The organism is Streptomyces cynarae, from assembly GCF_025642135.1.
GTDB lineage: Bacteria > Actinomycetota > Actinomycetes > Streptomycetales > Streptomycetaceae > Streptomyces > Streptomyces cynarae.
In genome coordinates, this window is record NZ_CP106793.1 from 573,691 (window position 1) to 588,346 (window position 14,656).

At 69.9% G+C, this 14,656-nt stretch carries 13 protein-coding genes and 1 pseudogene; 7 read left to right on the plus strand and 7 right to left on the minus strand.

Translation table 11 applies throughout. The features are described from left to right. Positions 1 to 385: 385 nt before the first annotated feature. From N8I84_RS02910 to N8I84_RS02920, 3 genes are all read right to left on the minus strand, one after another. Positions 386 to 649 (minus strand): helix-turn-helix domain-containing protein, encoded by a 264-nt coding sequence (locus N8I84_RS02910; RefSeq protein ID WP_263227880.1) that lies wholly within the window; start codon positions 647 to 649, stop codon positions 386 to 388. Continuing rightward, a complete protein-coding gene (locus N8I84_RS02915) occupies positions 649 to 1,134 on the minus strand; it encodes a DUF2975 domain-containing protein (RefSeq protein ID WP_263227881.1) in 486 nt (161 codons plus the stop codon). Before N8I84_RS02915 ends, N8I84_RS02910 begins: the two co-directional genes overlap by 1 nt. A 277-nt stretch (positions 1,135 to 1,411) precedes the next feature. Continuing rightward, positions 1,412 to 2,530, minus strand: a complete 1,119-nt coding sequence (locus N8I84_RS02920) for an FAD-dependent oxidoreductase (RefSeq protein WP_263227882.1) — start codon at positions 2,528 to 2,530, stop codon at positions 1,412 to 1,414. Positions 2,531 to 2,583: 53 nt separating this feature from the next. On the opposite strand from N8I84_RS02920, the gene N8I84_RS02925 reads away from it, so the two are divergent. After that, positions 2,584 to 3,276 carry a TetR/AcrR family transcriptional regulator gene (locus N8I84_RS02925; protein ID WP_263227883.1) on the plus strand — a complete coding sequence of 231 codons (693 nt, stop codon included), beginning with the start codon at positions 2,584 to 2,586 and terminating at the stop codon, positions 3,274 to 3,276. Positions 3,277 to 3,593: 317 nt separating this feature from the next. Here N8I84_RS02925 and N8I84_RS02930 read toward each other — a convergent pair whose 3' ends face one another. Beyond that, complete coding sequence (locus N8I84_RS02930) at positions 3,594 to 4,103, minus strand: GNAT family N-acetyltransferase (RefSeq protein WP_263227885.1); 510 nt, start codon at positions 4,101 to 4,103, stop codon at positions 3,594 to 3,596. 570 nt (positions 4,104 to 4,673) lie between these two features. Between N8I84_RS02930 and N8I84_RS02935 the strand changes: the two genes are divergently transcribed. Further along, positions 4,674 to 5,579 carry a tetratricopeptide repeat protein gene (locus N8I84_RS02935; RefSeq protein ID WP_263227886.1) on the plus strand — a complete coding sequence of 302 codons (906 nt, stop codon included), beginning with the start codon at positions 4,674 to 4,676 and terminating at the stop codon, positions 5,577 to 5,579. Positions 5,580 to 6,032: 453 nt separating this feature from the next. Here N8I84_RS02935 and N8I84_RS02940 read toward each other — a convergent pair whose 3' ends face one another. Continuing rightward, positions 6,033 to 6,674 carry a class I SAM-dependent methyltransferase gene (locus N8I84_RS02940; RefSeq protein ID WP_263227888.1) on the minus strand — a complete coding sequence of 214 codons (642 nt, stop codon included), beginning with the start codon at positions 6,672 to 6,674 and terminating at the stop codon, positions 6,033 to 6,035. Between the two features lie 84 nt (positions 6,675 to 6,758). Then, positions 6,759 to 7,964: a permease gene (locus tag N8I84_RS02945; protein WP_263234635.1), complete on the minus strand. Its 1,206-nt coding sequence runs from the start codon at positions 7,962 to 7,964 to the stop codon at positions 6,759 to 6,761. A gap of 546 nt (positions 7,965 to 8,510) precedes the next feature. Here N8I84_RS02945 and N8I84_RS02950 point away from each other — a divergent pair. Together N8I84_RS02950 and N8I84_RS02955 are read left to right on the plus strand one after the other, a co-directional pair. Then, positions 8,511 to 9,161, plus strand: a complete 651-nt coding sequence (locus N8I84_RS02950; protein WP_263227890.1) for an SMI1/KNR4 family protein — start codon at positions 8,511 to 8,513, stop codon at positions 9,159 to 9,161. Between the two features lie 205 nt (positions 9,162 to 9,366). Continuing rightward, a complete protein-coding gene (locus tag N8I84_RS02955; RefSeq protein WP_263227892.1) occupies positions 9,367 to 10,158 on the plus strand; it encodes a thioesterase II family protein in 792 nt (263 codons plus the stop codon). 11 nt (positions 10,159 to 10,169) lie between these two features. Here the strand turns inward: N8I84_RS02955 and N8I84_RS02960 are convergent, their stop codons facing one another. Further along, positions 10,170 to 10,394, minus strand: a complete 225-nt coding sequence (locus N8I84_RS02960) for a hypothetical protein (RefSeq protein WP_263227893.1) — start codon at positions 10,392 to 10,394, stop codon at positions 10,170 to 10,172. A gap of 6 nt (positions 10,395 to 10,400) precedes the next feature. Here N8I84_RS02960 and N8I84_RS02965 point away from each other — a divergent pair. The 3 genes and pseudogenes from N8I84_RS02965 to N8I84_RS02975 all read left to right on the plus strand — a co-directional run. Continuing rightward, positions 10,401 to 10,544, plus strand: a pseudogene (locus N8I84_RS02965) (S1 RNA-binding domain-containing protein); the annotation flags it as partial. A gap of 1,100 nt (positions 10,545 to 11,644) precedes the next feature. Continuing rightward, positions 11,645 to 12,811 carry a cytochrome P450 gene (locus N8I84_RS02970; protein WP_263234636.1) on the plus strand — a complete coding sequence of 389 codons (1,167 nt, stop codon included), beginning with the start codon at positions 11,645 to 11,647 and terminating at the stop codon, positions 12,809 to 12,811. 102 nt (positions 12,812 to 12,913) lie between these two features. Then, the gene (locus N8I84_RS02975; protein ID WP_263227894.1) at positions 12,914 to 14,266 is read left to right on the plus strand and encodes a serine hydrolase domain-containing protein; all 1,353 of its coding nucleotides are present in this window, start codon (positions 12,914 to 12,916) and stop codon (positions 14,264 to 14,266) included. Positions 14,267 to 14,656 lie beyond the last annotated feature (390 nt).

Genomic DNA, 14,656 nt, shown 5'->3' on the forward strand with positions numbered 1-14,656 from the left:
AGGAAGAAGTGGCGCCACCCGGCAAGTAATCGCCGGATTTCCGCGAGGAAGCCGTCCGGATCGCGTTGAGGTCGGCAGCACCGACGAGGTGCGCCGGGCCTGGTGTCGCCGGGCTGGTGATCGCCGCCGGACGAGGTCGCCACCGTCGGCGAGCCGGTGGCGCCCCTGTCTCCTGGTGGGGGGATGTCGTCCTTTCGGGATCTCTTGCTTCCTGGGCGCTGGGGAACGTCGCTGCGGGTTCCCGTGAGGTCAGGACCAGGGAGAGGCAACCGCCCAGGTGGTCTACCGCCGGCTCGACACCGACTGCCTCATGCACCTGGGCGTGGACGCGCTGACCTCGATCATCCGCTGAAGGACGCGTTGACTGAGCGGTCCGAGGCGGAGCTCACCGGTGGCGCCATGCGTCTTCACGCCCGCCCTGGGGCACGGTATCCGCTCGCGGCGTCTCGGGCTCCCAGCGCAGCAGGTCGCCCGGCTGGCACTCGAGCACCTCGCAGAGCGCGGCGAGCGTCGCGAAGCGCACCGCCTTGGCGCGGCCGTTCTTGAGTACCGCCAGGTTGGCGGGCGTGATACCGACGCGGTCCGCGAGCTCGCCCACGGACATCTTCCGCCTGGCCAGCATCACGTCGATGTCGACGACGATCGGCATCAGATCACCTCGTCCAACTCGGCCTGCATCTGCGCCGCTTCGACGTCGCGCGCGACGGCCTGGGCGAGCAGCATCCGCAGCACGAGGACGATGAGAGCAACTCCCAGGATGGCCACGCCAACCCCGCCCATGATGATGGTGACGCCCGGGTCGTCCCGCTGGCCCGGCGCATTGATGACCGTGACCGCGAACCACACGAGGGCAGCCGCCACGATCGCGCCGATCACGACGTCCACGTACCGGAAGGCGGCGTGGGAGAACACGGTTCCGCGTCGCACCATCGTCACCAGCCGCCATACGCAGACCACGACGACCTGGGCCGACACCATGCCCAGAATCGTGATCAGGCGCAGCGGAGTCAGCGGGAGCGACCCGTCCTCCGGGTCGGTGGCCAACGCCCACACCATCGATGCCTGCACGAACACGGTGCCGGCGAGCACCACCACGAGCACGGCGCGCAGCGCACCCACTGTCAGCTTTCCCATGACCCATCCTCCCATCGAATTGCGATGGGAATCTATCGAATCTCGATAGCTGAAAGCAAGGGGCCCGGGATGGAGGATGGGCGGCGGTCTCGCACCGTGGTGGGACGCCACCGCTCCCTCCCCTGGCATGGCGTTCACGCGAACCGTCTTCATCTTGGCGAGGTCGGACCACGGACCCACCGGCTCTTCGCCTCTATCGCGCAGCTCGGCTGCGGCCGACCGGTAGGAGCCGTCCCCGGCAACACGGCAAACTCGTGCGCCATCTCGTGCTTGGCAGTCAGGATGGCTGGACTTGGTCGAAGAGGGCGAGGGCTTCGGCGGGGTCCGGGCTCACCAGGCGCTCCAGACCAGCCGTCGTGATCTTCGCCCACCTGCCGGCCCGTGCCCACATCTGTTCCTCGAAGTCGCGGACGACCTTGTCCAGATCTCCAGAGCAGGTGGCGATGGACTCGGCGAGTTCGGCGCCTTCCAGCATCGCGAGGTTCGCGCCCGCCCCCAATGGGGGCATCAGGTGGGCGGCGTCGCCCAGTAGCGTCACCCCGGGGACGTGGGCCCAGGTGTGGGACACGGGCAGGACGTAGAGGGGGCGGTGGACGAAAGCGGTGCCCTGGCGGAGGAGGTCGAGGACGGGCGCGGCCCAGCCGTCGAACAGTGCCAGCAGACTCGATCGCACGGCCTCGGCGTCTTCCAGGTCCAGGTTCGCGTGCCAGTCCAGCGGAGCGCGGAACTGGGCGTACACCTTGACGTGGCCGCCGCTGTTGCGTTGGGCGACGAGCTTTCGGTTCACGCCGTACACAGCCACGGAGCCGTCGCCGATCAACCGGGCGAGGTGAGGGTGGCGGGTGTCTACGTCGTCGAGGGAGGTCTCGATCGTGGTGACGCCGGTGTAGTGCGGCGTCACCGATGAGACTGCCGGGCGGGTCCGGGACCAGGCGCCGTCCGCGCCGACCACGAGGTCGAACGTCTCCTGTCGCCCGTCGGCGAAATGGACGAGTACGCCGTCCCGGGTCCCCGGCACCACCTCTGTCACGCCACGCCCCCACTGGACGTCGAGAGGGCCGAGCAGCAGGTCACGGAGTTGCCCGCGGTCGATCTCGGGATTGGCCCGGTCGTCTGGACGGGGTCGCCAGTCGCGCAGGACGGTCCCGTCCGTGTCCAGGATGCGCATGGCCTGCCCCTCGGGACGGGACAGCGCCTCGTACTCCGCCAGCAGCCCGGCCTTGTCCAGTGCGAGCTGGCCCAGCCCTTCGTGCAGGTCCAGCGTGCCGCCCGGGGGGCGGGCGTCGGGGGCGGGATCACGTTCGAGGATGGTGACGGGGTAGTCATGGCGGTGCAGGACGCGGGCGAAGGTAAGGCCGCCGGGGCCGCTCCCGACCACTGCGATGCGGTGTCTCATGTCGATACACTGTATTTCTCCTTTACAGTGTATCGCAACAGTACGATGTCACCATGACTGTGTGGGACCGGCCGGAGCCGCCGACTCGCCCCGTGCCGCTCGACCGGGAGCGGATCGTCGCCGCCGCCATCGCGCTGGCCGATGAGGGCGGCTTGGAGGCGGTGTCGTTGCGCAAGGTCGCCGCCCGGCTGAACGCCGGCCCGATGCGGCTGTACGGATACATCTCCACGAAGGAAGAGCTGTTCGACCTCATGGTGGACGAGGTCCAAGCCGAGATCCTCCCCGAGGAGCAGCCCGGTGACTGGCGGGAGGCGCTGTGCATCCTCGCCCACCGCACCAGGCAGGCCGTTCTCCGTCACGAATGGCTGGCCGACCTGCTCGGCGGCCGCCCGAGCCTGGGCCCGAACGGCCTCGCCGTGACCGAGGCCACCCTGGCCGCCCTCGACGGCCTCGCCGACATCGACACCGTCATGCGCGCCGTGGAGACTGTCAGCGCCTACTTCACCGGCGCGATCAGGCGTGAGATCGCGAACCTGCGGGCCGAGCGCGCCACGGGCCTGTCCAAGCGCGACTGGCAGCGCGCCCACGGCCCGCATGTGACGCGAATGTTGGCCACGGGCCGCTTCCCGGCGCTGGCCAGGGCCGTGTACGACGGCACGGACGTGGACGCCGAGGCATCCTTCGCGACCGGCCTGGACTGGGTCCTCGACGCCGTGGCCGCCAAGCTCACCCGGCCGCCGGCGTGACGCTCAACTCCTGCCGGATGCGAGCGAGGTCGGGCCGTTGTCCACGGGCCGTGCGAACTTGCGCCGCCACCACTGCATGACCTTGGTGTTGCCATCGCAGTGCCGGGAGCGTCTGCTCCTCGAGCGCCCGCGGCCCGCGACTCCCGCAAGCACGCCGTGGAGGAAGCCGCCGGCCAGGAGACCGAGGCGTAACCGTGGCGGACGGCCGCCTGGACCAGCTTCGGCCCCAGTCGGTCGAGCTTGAGGAAAGCCTCCTGGCGCGGAGGTCCGTCTCCGTTGCTGCCGAGTCGTGCCCGGCAGCAAGGAAACGTCAGGGTTCAGCCCTGAGCCTCAGCCGGTACGTTGAACGTGATCCAGGTGTCAGGTGGCAGATCTGGGCGCTCCGGTACCGGCCTGCGCGCCTCAGTCCATACGTCGCCGGCGATCTCGGTAGCAACGCGGCGCCAGAATCCGACTGCGGCGACATTGCTCTCCTGGAAGGCGACTTCCCACGGCCCCGGATGTTTCGCCACGACCTCTTGAACGGCTCGCAGCCCGATCCCCGTCCTGCGTGCGCCGCGGACCACGAAGAAGCTGCTCAGCACGCGCGTCGGAGCAGTCAGGCTGCGGACGAAAGCGAGACCAACGGGGGATGCGCCACTGGTCAAGAGATAGGGCGCCCAGTCGGCCTGCGCGAATGCGGCTTGGAGCCGATCGCTCCGAAAGGTTCCGTCGGGGTTGGGCAGAGCACCGCTGAACTCCGACATGTCGTGTCGGAAGAGCAACCAGAGACGCTCCAGTATCGGTTGGTCGGCCGCATCGGCGAGGCGCACGGATACGTCGGTCATGAGTCTCCTTCAGGTTGCATGTTCCATGGCGTTTGGGCCCTCTTGGGCTCGGCGAGTGCGGCACGATCGCGGAGGGTGCCCGTTGCGTCGGTGGGCGAGCCCGGACATGAAAAAAGCCTCCCTGGCGGGGGCGATGCCCGGCCGGGAAGGCTTGACTACTGACAGACAACTTATCAGGTTCCCCAATGCGCCTCCGCCCTGGAGGTCGGGTCAACTCGGTTGATCTCAGCGGCGTACTGAGACTTGTCCCGTAACTGGTCTTCGAATGGGCATGGCCCAGGTCGGTCGCCGTGCGGCACCCTCGTCCATCCGGCGAGGGCGAGGTTGTGCAGGTGGGCGATGCCGCCAACAGAACCCGGTCCTCCAACTGCAGCCCACAGGACCGGCCCTTGCGGACCGGGTCCGCGCCCTGCCACAAAAAGATCACGGCATCGTGTCCAGCGAGCCATGGGGGGCAGCCGACAGAGGCCGGACCGGGGATACCCTCGGACGATGTCGAATCGGGCGGTAGCAGCTGGAGTAGGTCTCGCACGGGTGATGGCGCACTGCGGGGGCAGCCCATCAGCAGCCGTGCACTATCTGGCGGGTGCCATCGCCTCCGCTCCTGAGAACCCCGAGCCCTATGCGGTTCTTGCCGAGTTGTGGAGGGACAAGCCGTCAGAGCTGGCCGAAGTCGTCCAGGGTGCCGACTCCTTGAGGACGGTACTGGCGCAGTCGTACATCAGCTTCCTTCGGGACGACATGGACGGCGCGGCGCTGGCGATCGGATCGGTCACGGGTGTGCGGCCCGACATCGCCTGGGCCAAAGCCCCCTGGTTCAGCGATGCACGATTTCTCGGTGTGGTCAGTGCCGATGCTCTGGCCGAGGCCGCCATGCGGACGATGGACTATGGCCGTGATCTGGACACCGAAAGCATGCGGGAACGATTTCGGCCCTGGTTCGAAGCCATCGACGTGGTCTCTGCCCGCCAGCCGGTGCCGGAGGCGTTGGCCAAGATGGCGATCTTGCTCCGGGCATGCGGTCTCACCGATGCGTCGTTTGCCCTCTGCGACCAGGCGGACTCCGTTGAGCGGATCATGCTGACGGAAGTAGTGCGAGCGGGCACGTGGCGCAAGCTGGGGGATCTTCAGCAGACCGTGGCGGCGTTCGAGCGGGCTCTTGCCCTAGAACCGGCCAACTGGTCGCTCTATCTCGACCTGGCCGATGTGCGTGCCGAGCAGGGCGACTTCACCTCTGCGGTCCGGCTGATCGATCAGGGGACGACGTACGAGCCGGCTGAGCTCTCACTTCGCGCGGCCGGGGCCGCCTACCGTGCACGACTGACCGGCTCGCGTGCCGATCTGAGCGAACTCATCGAACTGGCGCCGAATCTGCCGAACGACTCGTACCGGGACCTGCTGATTGATCACGCGTGTGCTGGTCCCGCGCTGCCGGCCGAACTCGTGGCTGCGGCCCGGCGCATCCAGAACAGCTGAGGCTCCGCTCCCCCACGAGCAGCAGCGCCAGCCGGCAAGTGCCCAGCATCGCGACCCAAGCCCAGGTTCCCGCGCGACCGCCACGTCAAGGACGACGGCATCCACGCCATGCTTGGCACCGCCCGCCTACACAACCGCTCTCGGCCGCATGACTCCCCAAGTGCAGGGGGATCCACCTGCTGCAGTCGAAGATCAGTTACGGGACAAGTCTCAGGCGCCGAAGCCTTCACGTTCGCGGTCCCAGTTGCCGGGGCCCGCGCCCTGGAACGGCTGCCGTGACCACATGGTCCGCCTCCCCGTTCGAGGCGGGCGGCCCGGCGGTCACCGGGGACTGGGCCGACGAGACGACCGCCCCGGCACCTGGCGTGACTGGGTCGGGCTGTATGTCAGCGATGAACGGGGCGTCATCCGATGACCTGCCCGGCGGTGGTTCGCTGGCGGGCCGGAGGCGTGTCAGCGGGTGCTGCGCAGGACGGCCCATGTGCCCCAGCCGGCTTCGGACTCGGTCGCCTGCCAGGCGCCGGGCAGGGCTGTGGCGACGGCAGTGGCGGGAAGGTACAGCGGGCCGTCGCTGCCGAGCTGGTTGATCCACAGCAGTACTCCGTCGTGTGTCAGGACGCGGGCGGTCTCGGCAGGGAACAGCAGCATGTCGATCGCGGCGATGACGGAGACGGAGGAGTCCGGCAGCGGCAGTGCGCTCGCGTCGGCCTGGACGCGTACCGGTGAGCGGCCATGGGCCTCCTGCAACATGCGTAGCGACAGGTCCACGCTGATCACCTGCGGGAAGACGGTACTCAGCAGGGGGGTGAACAGGCCGGTGCCCGAACCGAGTTCAAGGCAGGGGCCCGTAGGCAGTGGCCCTCCACGGGTGAGCGCGTCGCGCAGGGGGTCGTCGCGGCCGGTGGCGCGGGTGGTGTCCCAGTCGGTGGCGAGCTGGTCGAACTGCGCGGCGATGAACTGGGCTGTCTCAGCCGTCCAGGGCCGCCGTCCGGCAGCCAGGTCATGGGCGAAGGCCCGTAAGACGTCGGCGGTGCCGGGCGGCGGAACCGGTTTGCCGTCCGGGCTGGGCAGGACGCGCGGCAAGATGGCAGTCACAGAGCTACTCCAGCATGTCGACCCCGGTCAACGGATCGGCCCGTGGGCAGAATCGGCCCTCCACCCACGGGTGGAGGCCGCACTTCAGTGGTGGTTCCCGCCGTGCGTGTCCCCTGCCGGGTGCCCATGCTGCAGATGACCGGTGTGATCGTGGCCGGTGTCGGGTGGGCCGCCCATCATGCGGAGCATGGACAGCCCGCCGGTGCGCAGGAAGCGCACCAGGAGCACTGCGGCCAGGAGGAGGAAGGCGATGTTGAGCCAGGTCGTGTAGTTCCAGCTCACGCCCTCCGTGGGGATCTTCGCGTCGGCCTGGTCGGGGATCAGGCCGAGCCCGCCGAAGGCGAATTCGACGATGTACCCGGCGACGACCATCGCGAGGTAGAAGGTGCCGAGCAGGAAGGCGGCCGTCTTGGCGCCGTAGTACTTCCGGTAGATGTTGAGGATCGGCAGGATCAGCAGGTCGGCGAAGATGAATGCGACCACGCCGCCGAAGCTGATGCCGCCCTTCCACAGCACCACCGCCAGCGGCACGTTGCCGATGGAACACACGAATGAGGCAATCGCTACCAGCGGGCCGACGATCGGGCCCCACAGCTTGGCAGCGAGAGGGTGGCCTTCGAAGAAGAAGCCGCGCCAGAAGGAATCGGGAACCCAGGCGGCAATGGCACCGGCGATGAGCAGGCCAACGATCAGGTCGCGCAGGATCGCCGCCCACTCCATGACGAAGACATGCGAGGTCGAGGTGAAACCCTCGCGGGAGAACAGGCGCCGGGCGAAGGAGCCCTCACGGTGAACGGACATGTCCATCGCGGCGTGGCCCTCCATCGAGCCGGCCAGCCCGCGTTCAGCCTGCTCGCGGGCAGTGTGCAGGAGTCTGTCCCGCAGGAAGAGGCGGAACAGGACCGCCAGCAGGATGATCATGATCGGGCCGCCGAAGAATTCGGCGGCGGTGAACTGCCAGCCCATCAGCAGGGCCAGGATCACGCCGAGCTCGACGACCAGGTTGGTGGAGGCGATCTCGAAAGCCATCGCAGCGGTGAAATTCGCGCCTTTGCGGAACAGTGAGCGGGCCAGCGCGACGGCTGCGTAGGAGCAGGATGAAGAGGCCGCGCCCAGTCCGGCGGCGACGGCGAGTGTGCGGGGCCGGTCATCGCCCAGGAGCGAAACCACGGTGGACTTGCGAACCACGGCCTGGACGACAGCGGACAGCGCGAAGCCCAGAACCAGGGCCCAGGTGATCTCCCAGGTCATGGACCCGGCAATCGACAGTGCGTGCAGTACGGCGTGCATCTGTGAAGCCTTCCTTCCAAGGTGCGGACCGCCGCCCACAGACACGCCCTCTGTGGGTGCGCGTTCGCCGGACCAGCTTGCCACCAGTTGCCGGAGGTGGGCAGCTCGGCGTGGAAGGGCAGGTCCGGGGCGCCGCTGTCGTCGCACCATTGCGTGACGGCGGCGACCTGGCGGATCAACCGCCGACGAAAGAAACGGCACCGAGATCGCCTTGCTCCCGATGAGTTGGTTGTCTCGGTCGGGAGGTGGACCTGTGCGCGCCGGCAGACTCACCGCTGCGACAGCACCCGGCTTCGTGCTTACGCCACCAGGCCGGGTCCCGCACCTGGCGGGCTCGCGATCCGCCCTCGGGGTCCGGCGGCCGAAACGTCGGACATCTCATGTCGTCGGCGGGTCGAGTTGAGCCGCCGACGATCGGGAGCCGGGGCTCCTGTGCTTCGCCGCACGGTTGAGGGAGGCGGTAGCGTCCTCGGCATGCTGGACGGTCCTGATGTGTCGGTGGCTCTGCGAGGCGGAGTGTGTACTCGCTCCCGTACCTGGAAGTTCGTGCGCTGGTTCGCCGACGCATGGACGAGCCGTCCGGTGGTGCCGGAAGACGGCTGCACCGCAGAGGAATTGGCGGCTGTGGAGGCTGATCTCGGCTTCGAGCTGCCGGCCGCTTTGAGTGAGGGGTACGCGCTCATCGGCCGTCGGGACGACCTGACCCGGCAACAGGACCCTCTGGTCAAGCCAACTGGCCTCTACATCGATGACGCCCTCGGCGGCGTCCTGGTCTTCCGCCGCGAGAACCAGGACTGCGCCTTCTGGGGAATTCCGCTCGCCCAGATCGAGGAGGACGACCCACCGGTGGTGGTGGCATCACATCAGGGTTGGATTCCCTTTCTCGACCGGATGTCCCTTGCGTGGGTCGAACTGGTGCTGAGCGAGTCGCTCTTCGCGGCGGACAGTCTCTATGACGCCTGCGAGCTCCCCAACGCGCTCATGCCGGATCTCCACGCCCGCTATGCCCGGGTCGGCCTGCCCGACCATCCCATGTGGGCGAGCGAGGACGACTCGCCGGTCCGCTGGTACGCGGCTCCCGGCCGGTTGCTGCGCCGGGACGGCATTCAGGACCAGTCCTGGATCCACGCGCGTGGGCACACGATTTCCGATCTTGAGACCATCCGTGAAGAACTCCCAGGCCCCTGGGTCGGCTGAAGCCACGCCCACCACCGGTGTGGGCATGTTCTGAGCCCTTGCGTTCCCGTGCTCGGACTCACTGCTGAGCTATGAGGAACGGCTGGTGGGGGGAGGCCACTGGGACTCCAACGGGCGATGTCCGAGGTGGGACGGTTGGTACGCTGACGCGGTCGATCGACATGTGCCGGGCGGACGGCCGCCCGAGCTGCCGGCGCGGTGGGGGATGACGATGTACTCACGGGGTCCACGACGAGCACGGGTCGACTCCCGGAATCCATGGTTCCGGCATTACCGGGTCGAACGTCCGCGGCTACGGCTGGTCTGCTTCCCGCATGCCGGGGGCACCGCGACCCTGTACGCGACCTGGGCGTCCCGGCTGGAGGAGGGGACGGAGCTACTCGCGGTGCAGTACCCGGGGCGGCAGGACCGGCTCGCCGAGCCGTGCGCGACGTCCATGACGGAGCTGGCCGACGCCGTCACGGCCGCGCTGGTCCCCCATCTCGACGTGCCGGTGGCCCTGTTCGGGCACAGCATGGGCAGCGCCGTCGCCTACGAGGTGGCGCGACGCCTGACGCGTACGGCCGGTGCCGAGACCGTCGCACTGCTGGTGTCCGCTCGGAGTGCGCCCCACCTGCACGGCACCTCGGCCGGCGACGCGTTCGACGACGTACGGCTGCTGGAGTCGGTGAAGCGGCTGGCCGGACCCGATGCGGCGGCGTACGAGCACCCGGACTTGCGCGACGTCCTGATGCCGTCGCTGCGCGCCGACTACCGGTTGCTGGGCGCCTACCGCCCCGGCCCGCCGACCGAGCGGCTGTCGGTCCCGGTCACGGTCTACGGCGGCGACAGGGACCCGGCCTGCCCGGTCGCGGACCTGGACAGCTGGGCGGAGGTCACCGACACCGGCCAGGAGACCGTGGTCTTCTCCGGGGGACACTTCTATCTTCGGGAGCACGAGGAGGCGCTGCTGGAGCACATCGGCTCCCGTCTCCCGCCGCGCGTCGGCGCGCCCTGAGGCCACGGCGCTCATGACCCCGCCACCCGGTACACCACCACCCGGTGGTCCGGGTCGCGGACGACCTCGTCCAGCATCCCCAGGTAGTCCTCAACCACGCGCCGGGCGGCCGCTTCGTCGCACAGGGCGGCGTGGTGCTCCAGGTGACCGTCGAACCCTCCGCCCGGGGTCTCGTCGACAGCGGGCGTCGCGTCGAACTTCGCGGTGCCGGTGGCGCAGGGCGCCAGCGTGATCACTGCTCCGTGGACCTCCGTTCCGCCACTGTCCCGGCGATCGAACGGTTCGGCGTGTTCGTAGCGCTGGACGACGGCCCCGACCACCCGGTCTTCCCCGAGGTCGGGTTCTTCATCTCGCCCGCCGAGCTGTCCTGGCGGCGCCTTGAAGCGGGTTGGATGCGACGCCCAGGACCGCGTCCTTCCCCGCACTCCCCTGGGTCCCCCACTCGGAGACGGTCAGAACGCGTCCCGCCACGTCCACGGCACCGTTCCGGCAGCGGCTCGGGGCATCGATGCCACGGCGGTTCGGGGGCTGCGGCTCCGCCCCCAGCGGGGCCGCGGTCACCGACGTACAAGCGTGCACAGGTGGCGCAATTCTTCGCCCTCCCTCACGCCCGTCCGGATCCCGCCCGGTGACTGCAACAACTCTCCCCTGATAGCGGTGGTTTCAGGTCATCTGCCGATCGGAGCGGCGGTCGGCCCCGGGACGGCCGCGCGCGGGGCCGGCCGGCGGCCGCTGAGCGCCCCGACGGCAACTTTTTCCGGCGTGCCTGGTTTGCCGGCGAAAGCCCGGGGCACACGCGGAGCGACGTTCCGGCCGGAGCGCTGCACCCGCCAGAGTCCCCGCCGAAGTGGCCCGGCGGTGACGCAAATGCACCGCCTGCATACTCAGCGTTCAACTTTTGGGGGTTGCTTCAAGGTGACGGAACGTGAAAACTGTGGCTGAGTTCCATCGAAACGAAGGTCACCGGCCTGCGCCTCATGCCAATCGTGAGGCGACAGGAACCCGCGACTGCATATTCTCAGACGTCGTTTCGAGCGGTCGGGTCTGCGGACCCCGCTGTCCGCTCCGGAGCCGGGAGGACCCCGCGTGGCCGTCGCGCGGGAGGTGTCACCGAGGGGGACGTGTCATGCCGGGTTTGTGCACTGCACGACAGGGTGCGCGGCGGGGCCGTGGCCGGTCGCGCAACCGCAGTGCCCTGCGCCGGACGTGCTGAGCCGCTTCGGGCCGCCCGGCGCCCGGCCGACGACGCCTGACCGTCGCGCCACGCACGGCAAGCCACGCGGAGGCCACCGCTCAACCGCGCCACCGGCAGTCCCGGCCGCCGAACAGCGGTGGCGAGCGGTGCCCGGCCGCCCCTGGCGTCTGCGCCGAGCGCCGCCATCGGCCCACACCCCTCTCGTGGACCTCGCCCTCCGTGCCCGCGCGCCGCTACCAAGGAGAAATGGTGATCAGTAATCAACTGGCAGGTGAACCGCTCCTCTTGGAGGTGTTACCCCACCGCTGGCGGGAATTACGCGACGCCGGGCCGGTGCGGTACGACGAGGCGCAGGGCGTGTGGCAGGTCCTGGACCACGAGACCGTCGCCACCGTGCTCGCCGACCCGGCGACCTACTCCTCGGACTTGTCCGCCCTCACACCCACCCAGGCAGACTTCGAGACCTTCCGGCAGGGCAACTTCGTCGGCATGGACCCGCCTGAGCACCGCAAACTCCGCACACTGGTGAGCCAGGCATTCACCCCGCGCGTCGTTCAGGGGCTCGCGCCCCGTATCGAGGCCGTGTGCGTACGGCTGCTGGACGCCGTCGCCGATCGCGACCGGTTCGACCTGGTCGATGCCCTGGCCTATCCGCTCCCCATCATTGTGATCGCCGAACTGCTCGGCATCCCCGCGGAGGAACACCGGCTCTTCCAGGAATGGGCGAGCGTGCTGTTCGGCGGGGACCAGCTCGGCGAGGCCCCCGACATGGCCGACCTGGAACGGGCCCTGGAGGCCATCGCCCCGACGGTGCGCGAGATGAACGGCTACATGCTGGACCACATCCGCCATCGCAGAGCCCATCCCGGTACCGACCTCACCAGCCGGCTCATCGCCGCCGAGGTGGACGGCGTCCGCCTCACCGACCAGGAGATGGTCGGATTCGTGGCCCTGCTGCTGGTCGCCGGGCACATCACCACCACGGCGCTGCTGGGCAACGCCGTCGTCACCTTCGACCGGCACCCGGGTACGGACGCCGCACTGCGCGCCGACCCGGCAGGCATCCCGGCCGCCGTGGAGGAGGTGCTGCGCTGGCTGCCCCCCTTCCCCGAACTCGGGCGCCGCGTCGCCCGGCCCGTGGTACTCGGCAGGCACGAACTGCCCGCCGACACGTTGCTGATGGTCCATCTCGGTGCCGCGAACCGGGACCCGTCCCACTTCGACGCACCCGACGTCTTCGACGTGGGCCGACACCCGAATCCGCACCTGACCTTCGGCCACGGGATTCACTTCTGCTTCGGCGCGCCGCTGGCCCGGCTGGAAGCACGGATCGCCCTGCAACTGCTGCATAAACGATTCCGCACCCTGACGGTGCCCTCCTACGAGGACATCGCCTTCCAGAACCCGGCCGTCATCATCGGCGTACGCCGGCTGCCCGTCGAGGTCAGCAGACCGTAACGCCGGCGTGCCCGCGCCCGGCCTGCCCCGGACACCGCTCACTCCTGGGGCCGGGCCGTACCACACCCGCACATGAGACCCACCAACGGGAGTCCCCTTCTCATGCCCTACACCGTCCCCACCGCTCCGGCCGCCTCCTGTGCGCCGGCCCTGGTCCGCCAGGAGCTGCAGGACCGACTCGACGCGCTGGCCCGGATCCACCGGGTGCCCGGCGCCCAACTCGCCCTGGACACCGGTTCGGACCTGTTAGTGCTGCACACCGGTACGGCCGACGCCGCCTCCGGCGCCCCCTTGACGGCAGACACGGCAGTGCCCCTGGGGTCGCTCACCAAGCCCTACACGGCCGCCCTCGTCATGCTCCTGGCGGACGACGGCGACCTGGACCTGGACGAGCCCGCCGCCGACCACCTTGCCGAGCTACGTGGCGCACCGGACGTGACGGTCCGCCAGCTGCTCAGTCACACCGCCGGACTGCCCACCGGGCCCGACTCCGACACCGCCGCCGCAACGACCGCAGCGCGCTATCTCGCTGCCGTCTGCACCGCCGAAGACGCGCTCTTCGCGCCGGGCACCGACTTCTCCTACTCCAACGCCGGCTACGTCGCCGCCGGCCGGCTGGTCGAGGCGGTGACCGGCATGCCGTGGCGGGAAGCAGTCCGCGCCCTGCTCCTCGAACCCCTGGGTACCGTCCCCGCGTTCGTCGGCGACACCGCCTCCCTCCGCCCGGTCGCCACCGGTCACGCGTTCAACACCGCGACGGGCCTGGCGCGTCCGGCCCGGCAGAACCTGGCGCCGCTGGAGGCTCCGGCCGGTGCCCTGCTGGCGAGCGCGCAGGACCTCTGCGCGTTCGGCAACGCCCTGATCGGCCGCTGCGACGTCCTGCCGCCTGCCGTCGCCAAGGAGATGCGCCGACCGGAGACAGCCGCCCGCCCCGGCGCACTCGCCGACGGCTGGGGCCCGGGACTGGCCCTGTACCGGCAGGACGAGCGCCTGTGGTGCGGGCACGACGGCAACGCCCAGGGCACATCCTGCCATCTGCGGGCAGAGCCCGAGAGCGGCGTGGTGATCGCCTTCACCGGCAACGCCTCGGGCGCCACCGCGCTCTGGCGCGACCTCGCCGCCGAGTTGGCCGGGATCACAGGCGTACGGGTGCCCACCACCGTCCCACCGGCGGAACGCGGCCGTCCCGTCGTCGTGCCGGACTGCCTGGGCAGCTACCGCAACGGCAGCACCGTGTACACCGTGGCGCCGGGACCGGACGGCATGCCGGCTCTGTCCGTGGACGGCGACCTGCCCATCCCGCTGGTCTGCTACGACGACCTGTCGTGCGATCTGCTCGACCCGGCCGGCGGTCGGCTGGAACCCGGCGGCCGATTCCACCGGGATCCGGCCACCGGCAGGGTCAGCCGGGTGCAGATATCCGGACGCACCGCGCGCCGCACCGACGACGGCTGATCCGTCCGCAGGGGCGCCGAGTTCGGTTCGACGGCCGGACCGGACGGCGGGGTCGCGGTGCCTCGACGGCTCGGCGGCCGAGCCGCACGGCACGCCGTTCGAGCCATCGGCGGTACGGCGGCCGGTCCGTCGAGCGGCACGACGCCCGAGCCGCCGACGCTCGGCGGCCAGCCGAGCTGTCCACGCCTCGCCGAGTCCCGGTGGCTCCGCCGGGCCCGGGTGACACCGCCGAGGGCGCCGGGTCGGCCGATGGCGGACCGCCTCGCGCCGGTGCGGGGTGGACCGCGCGAGCCTCCTCCCCCGCCGAGGCGGCGCCGGGCACCGCCGACCGCCCCCAACGCCACGGCACCCGCGTGCGCCCGTGACGCCCGCGTGTCCCACCTCCGCGGT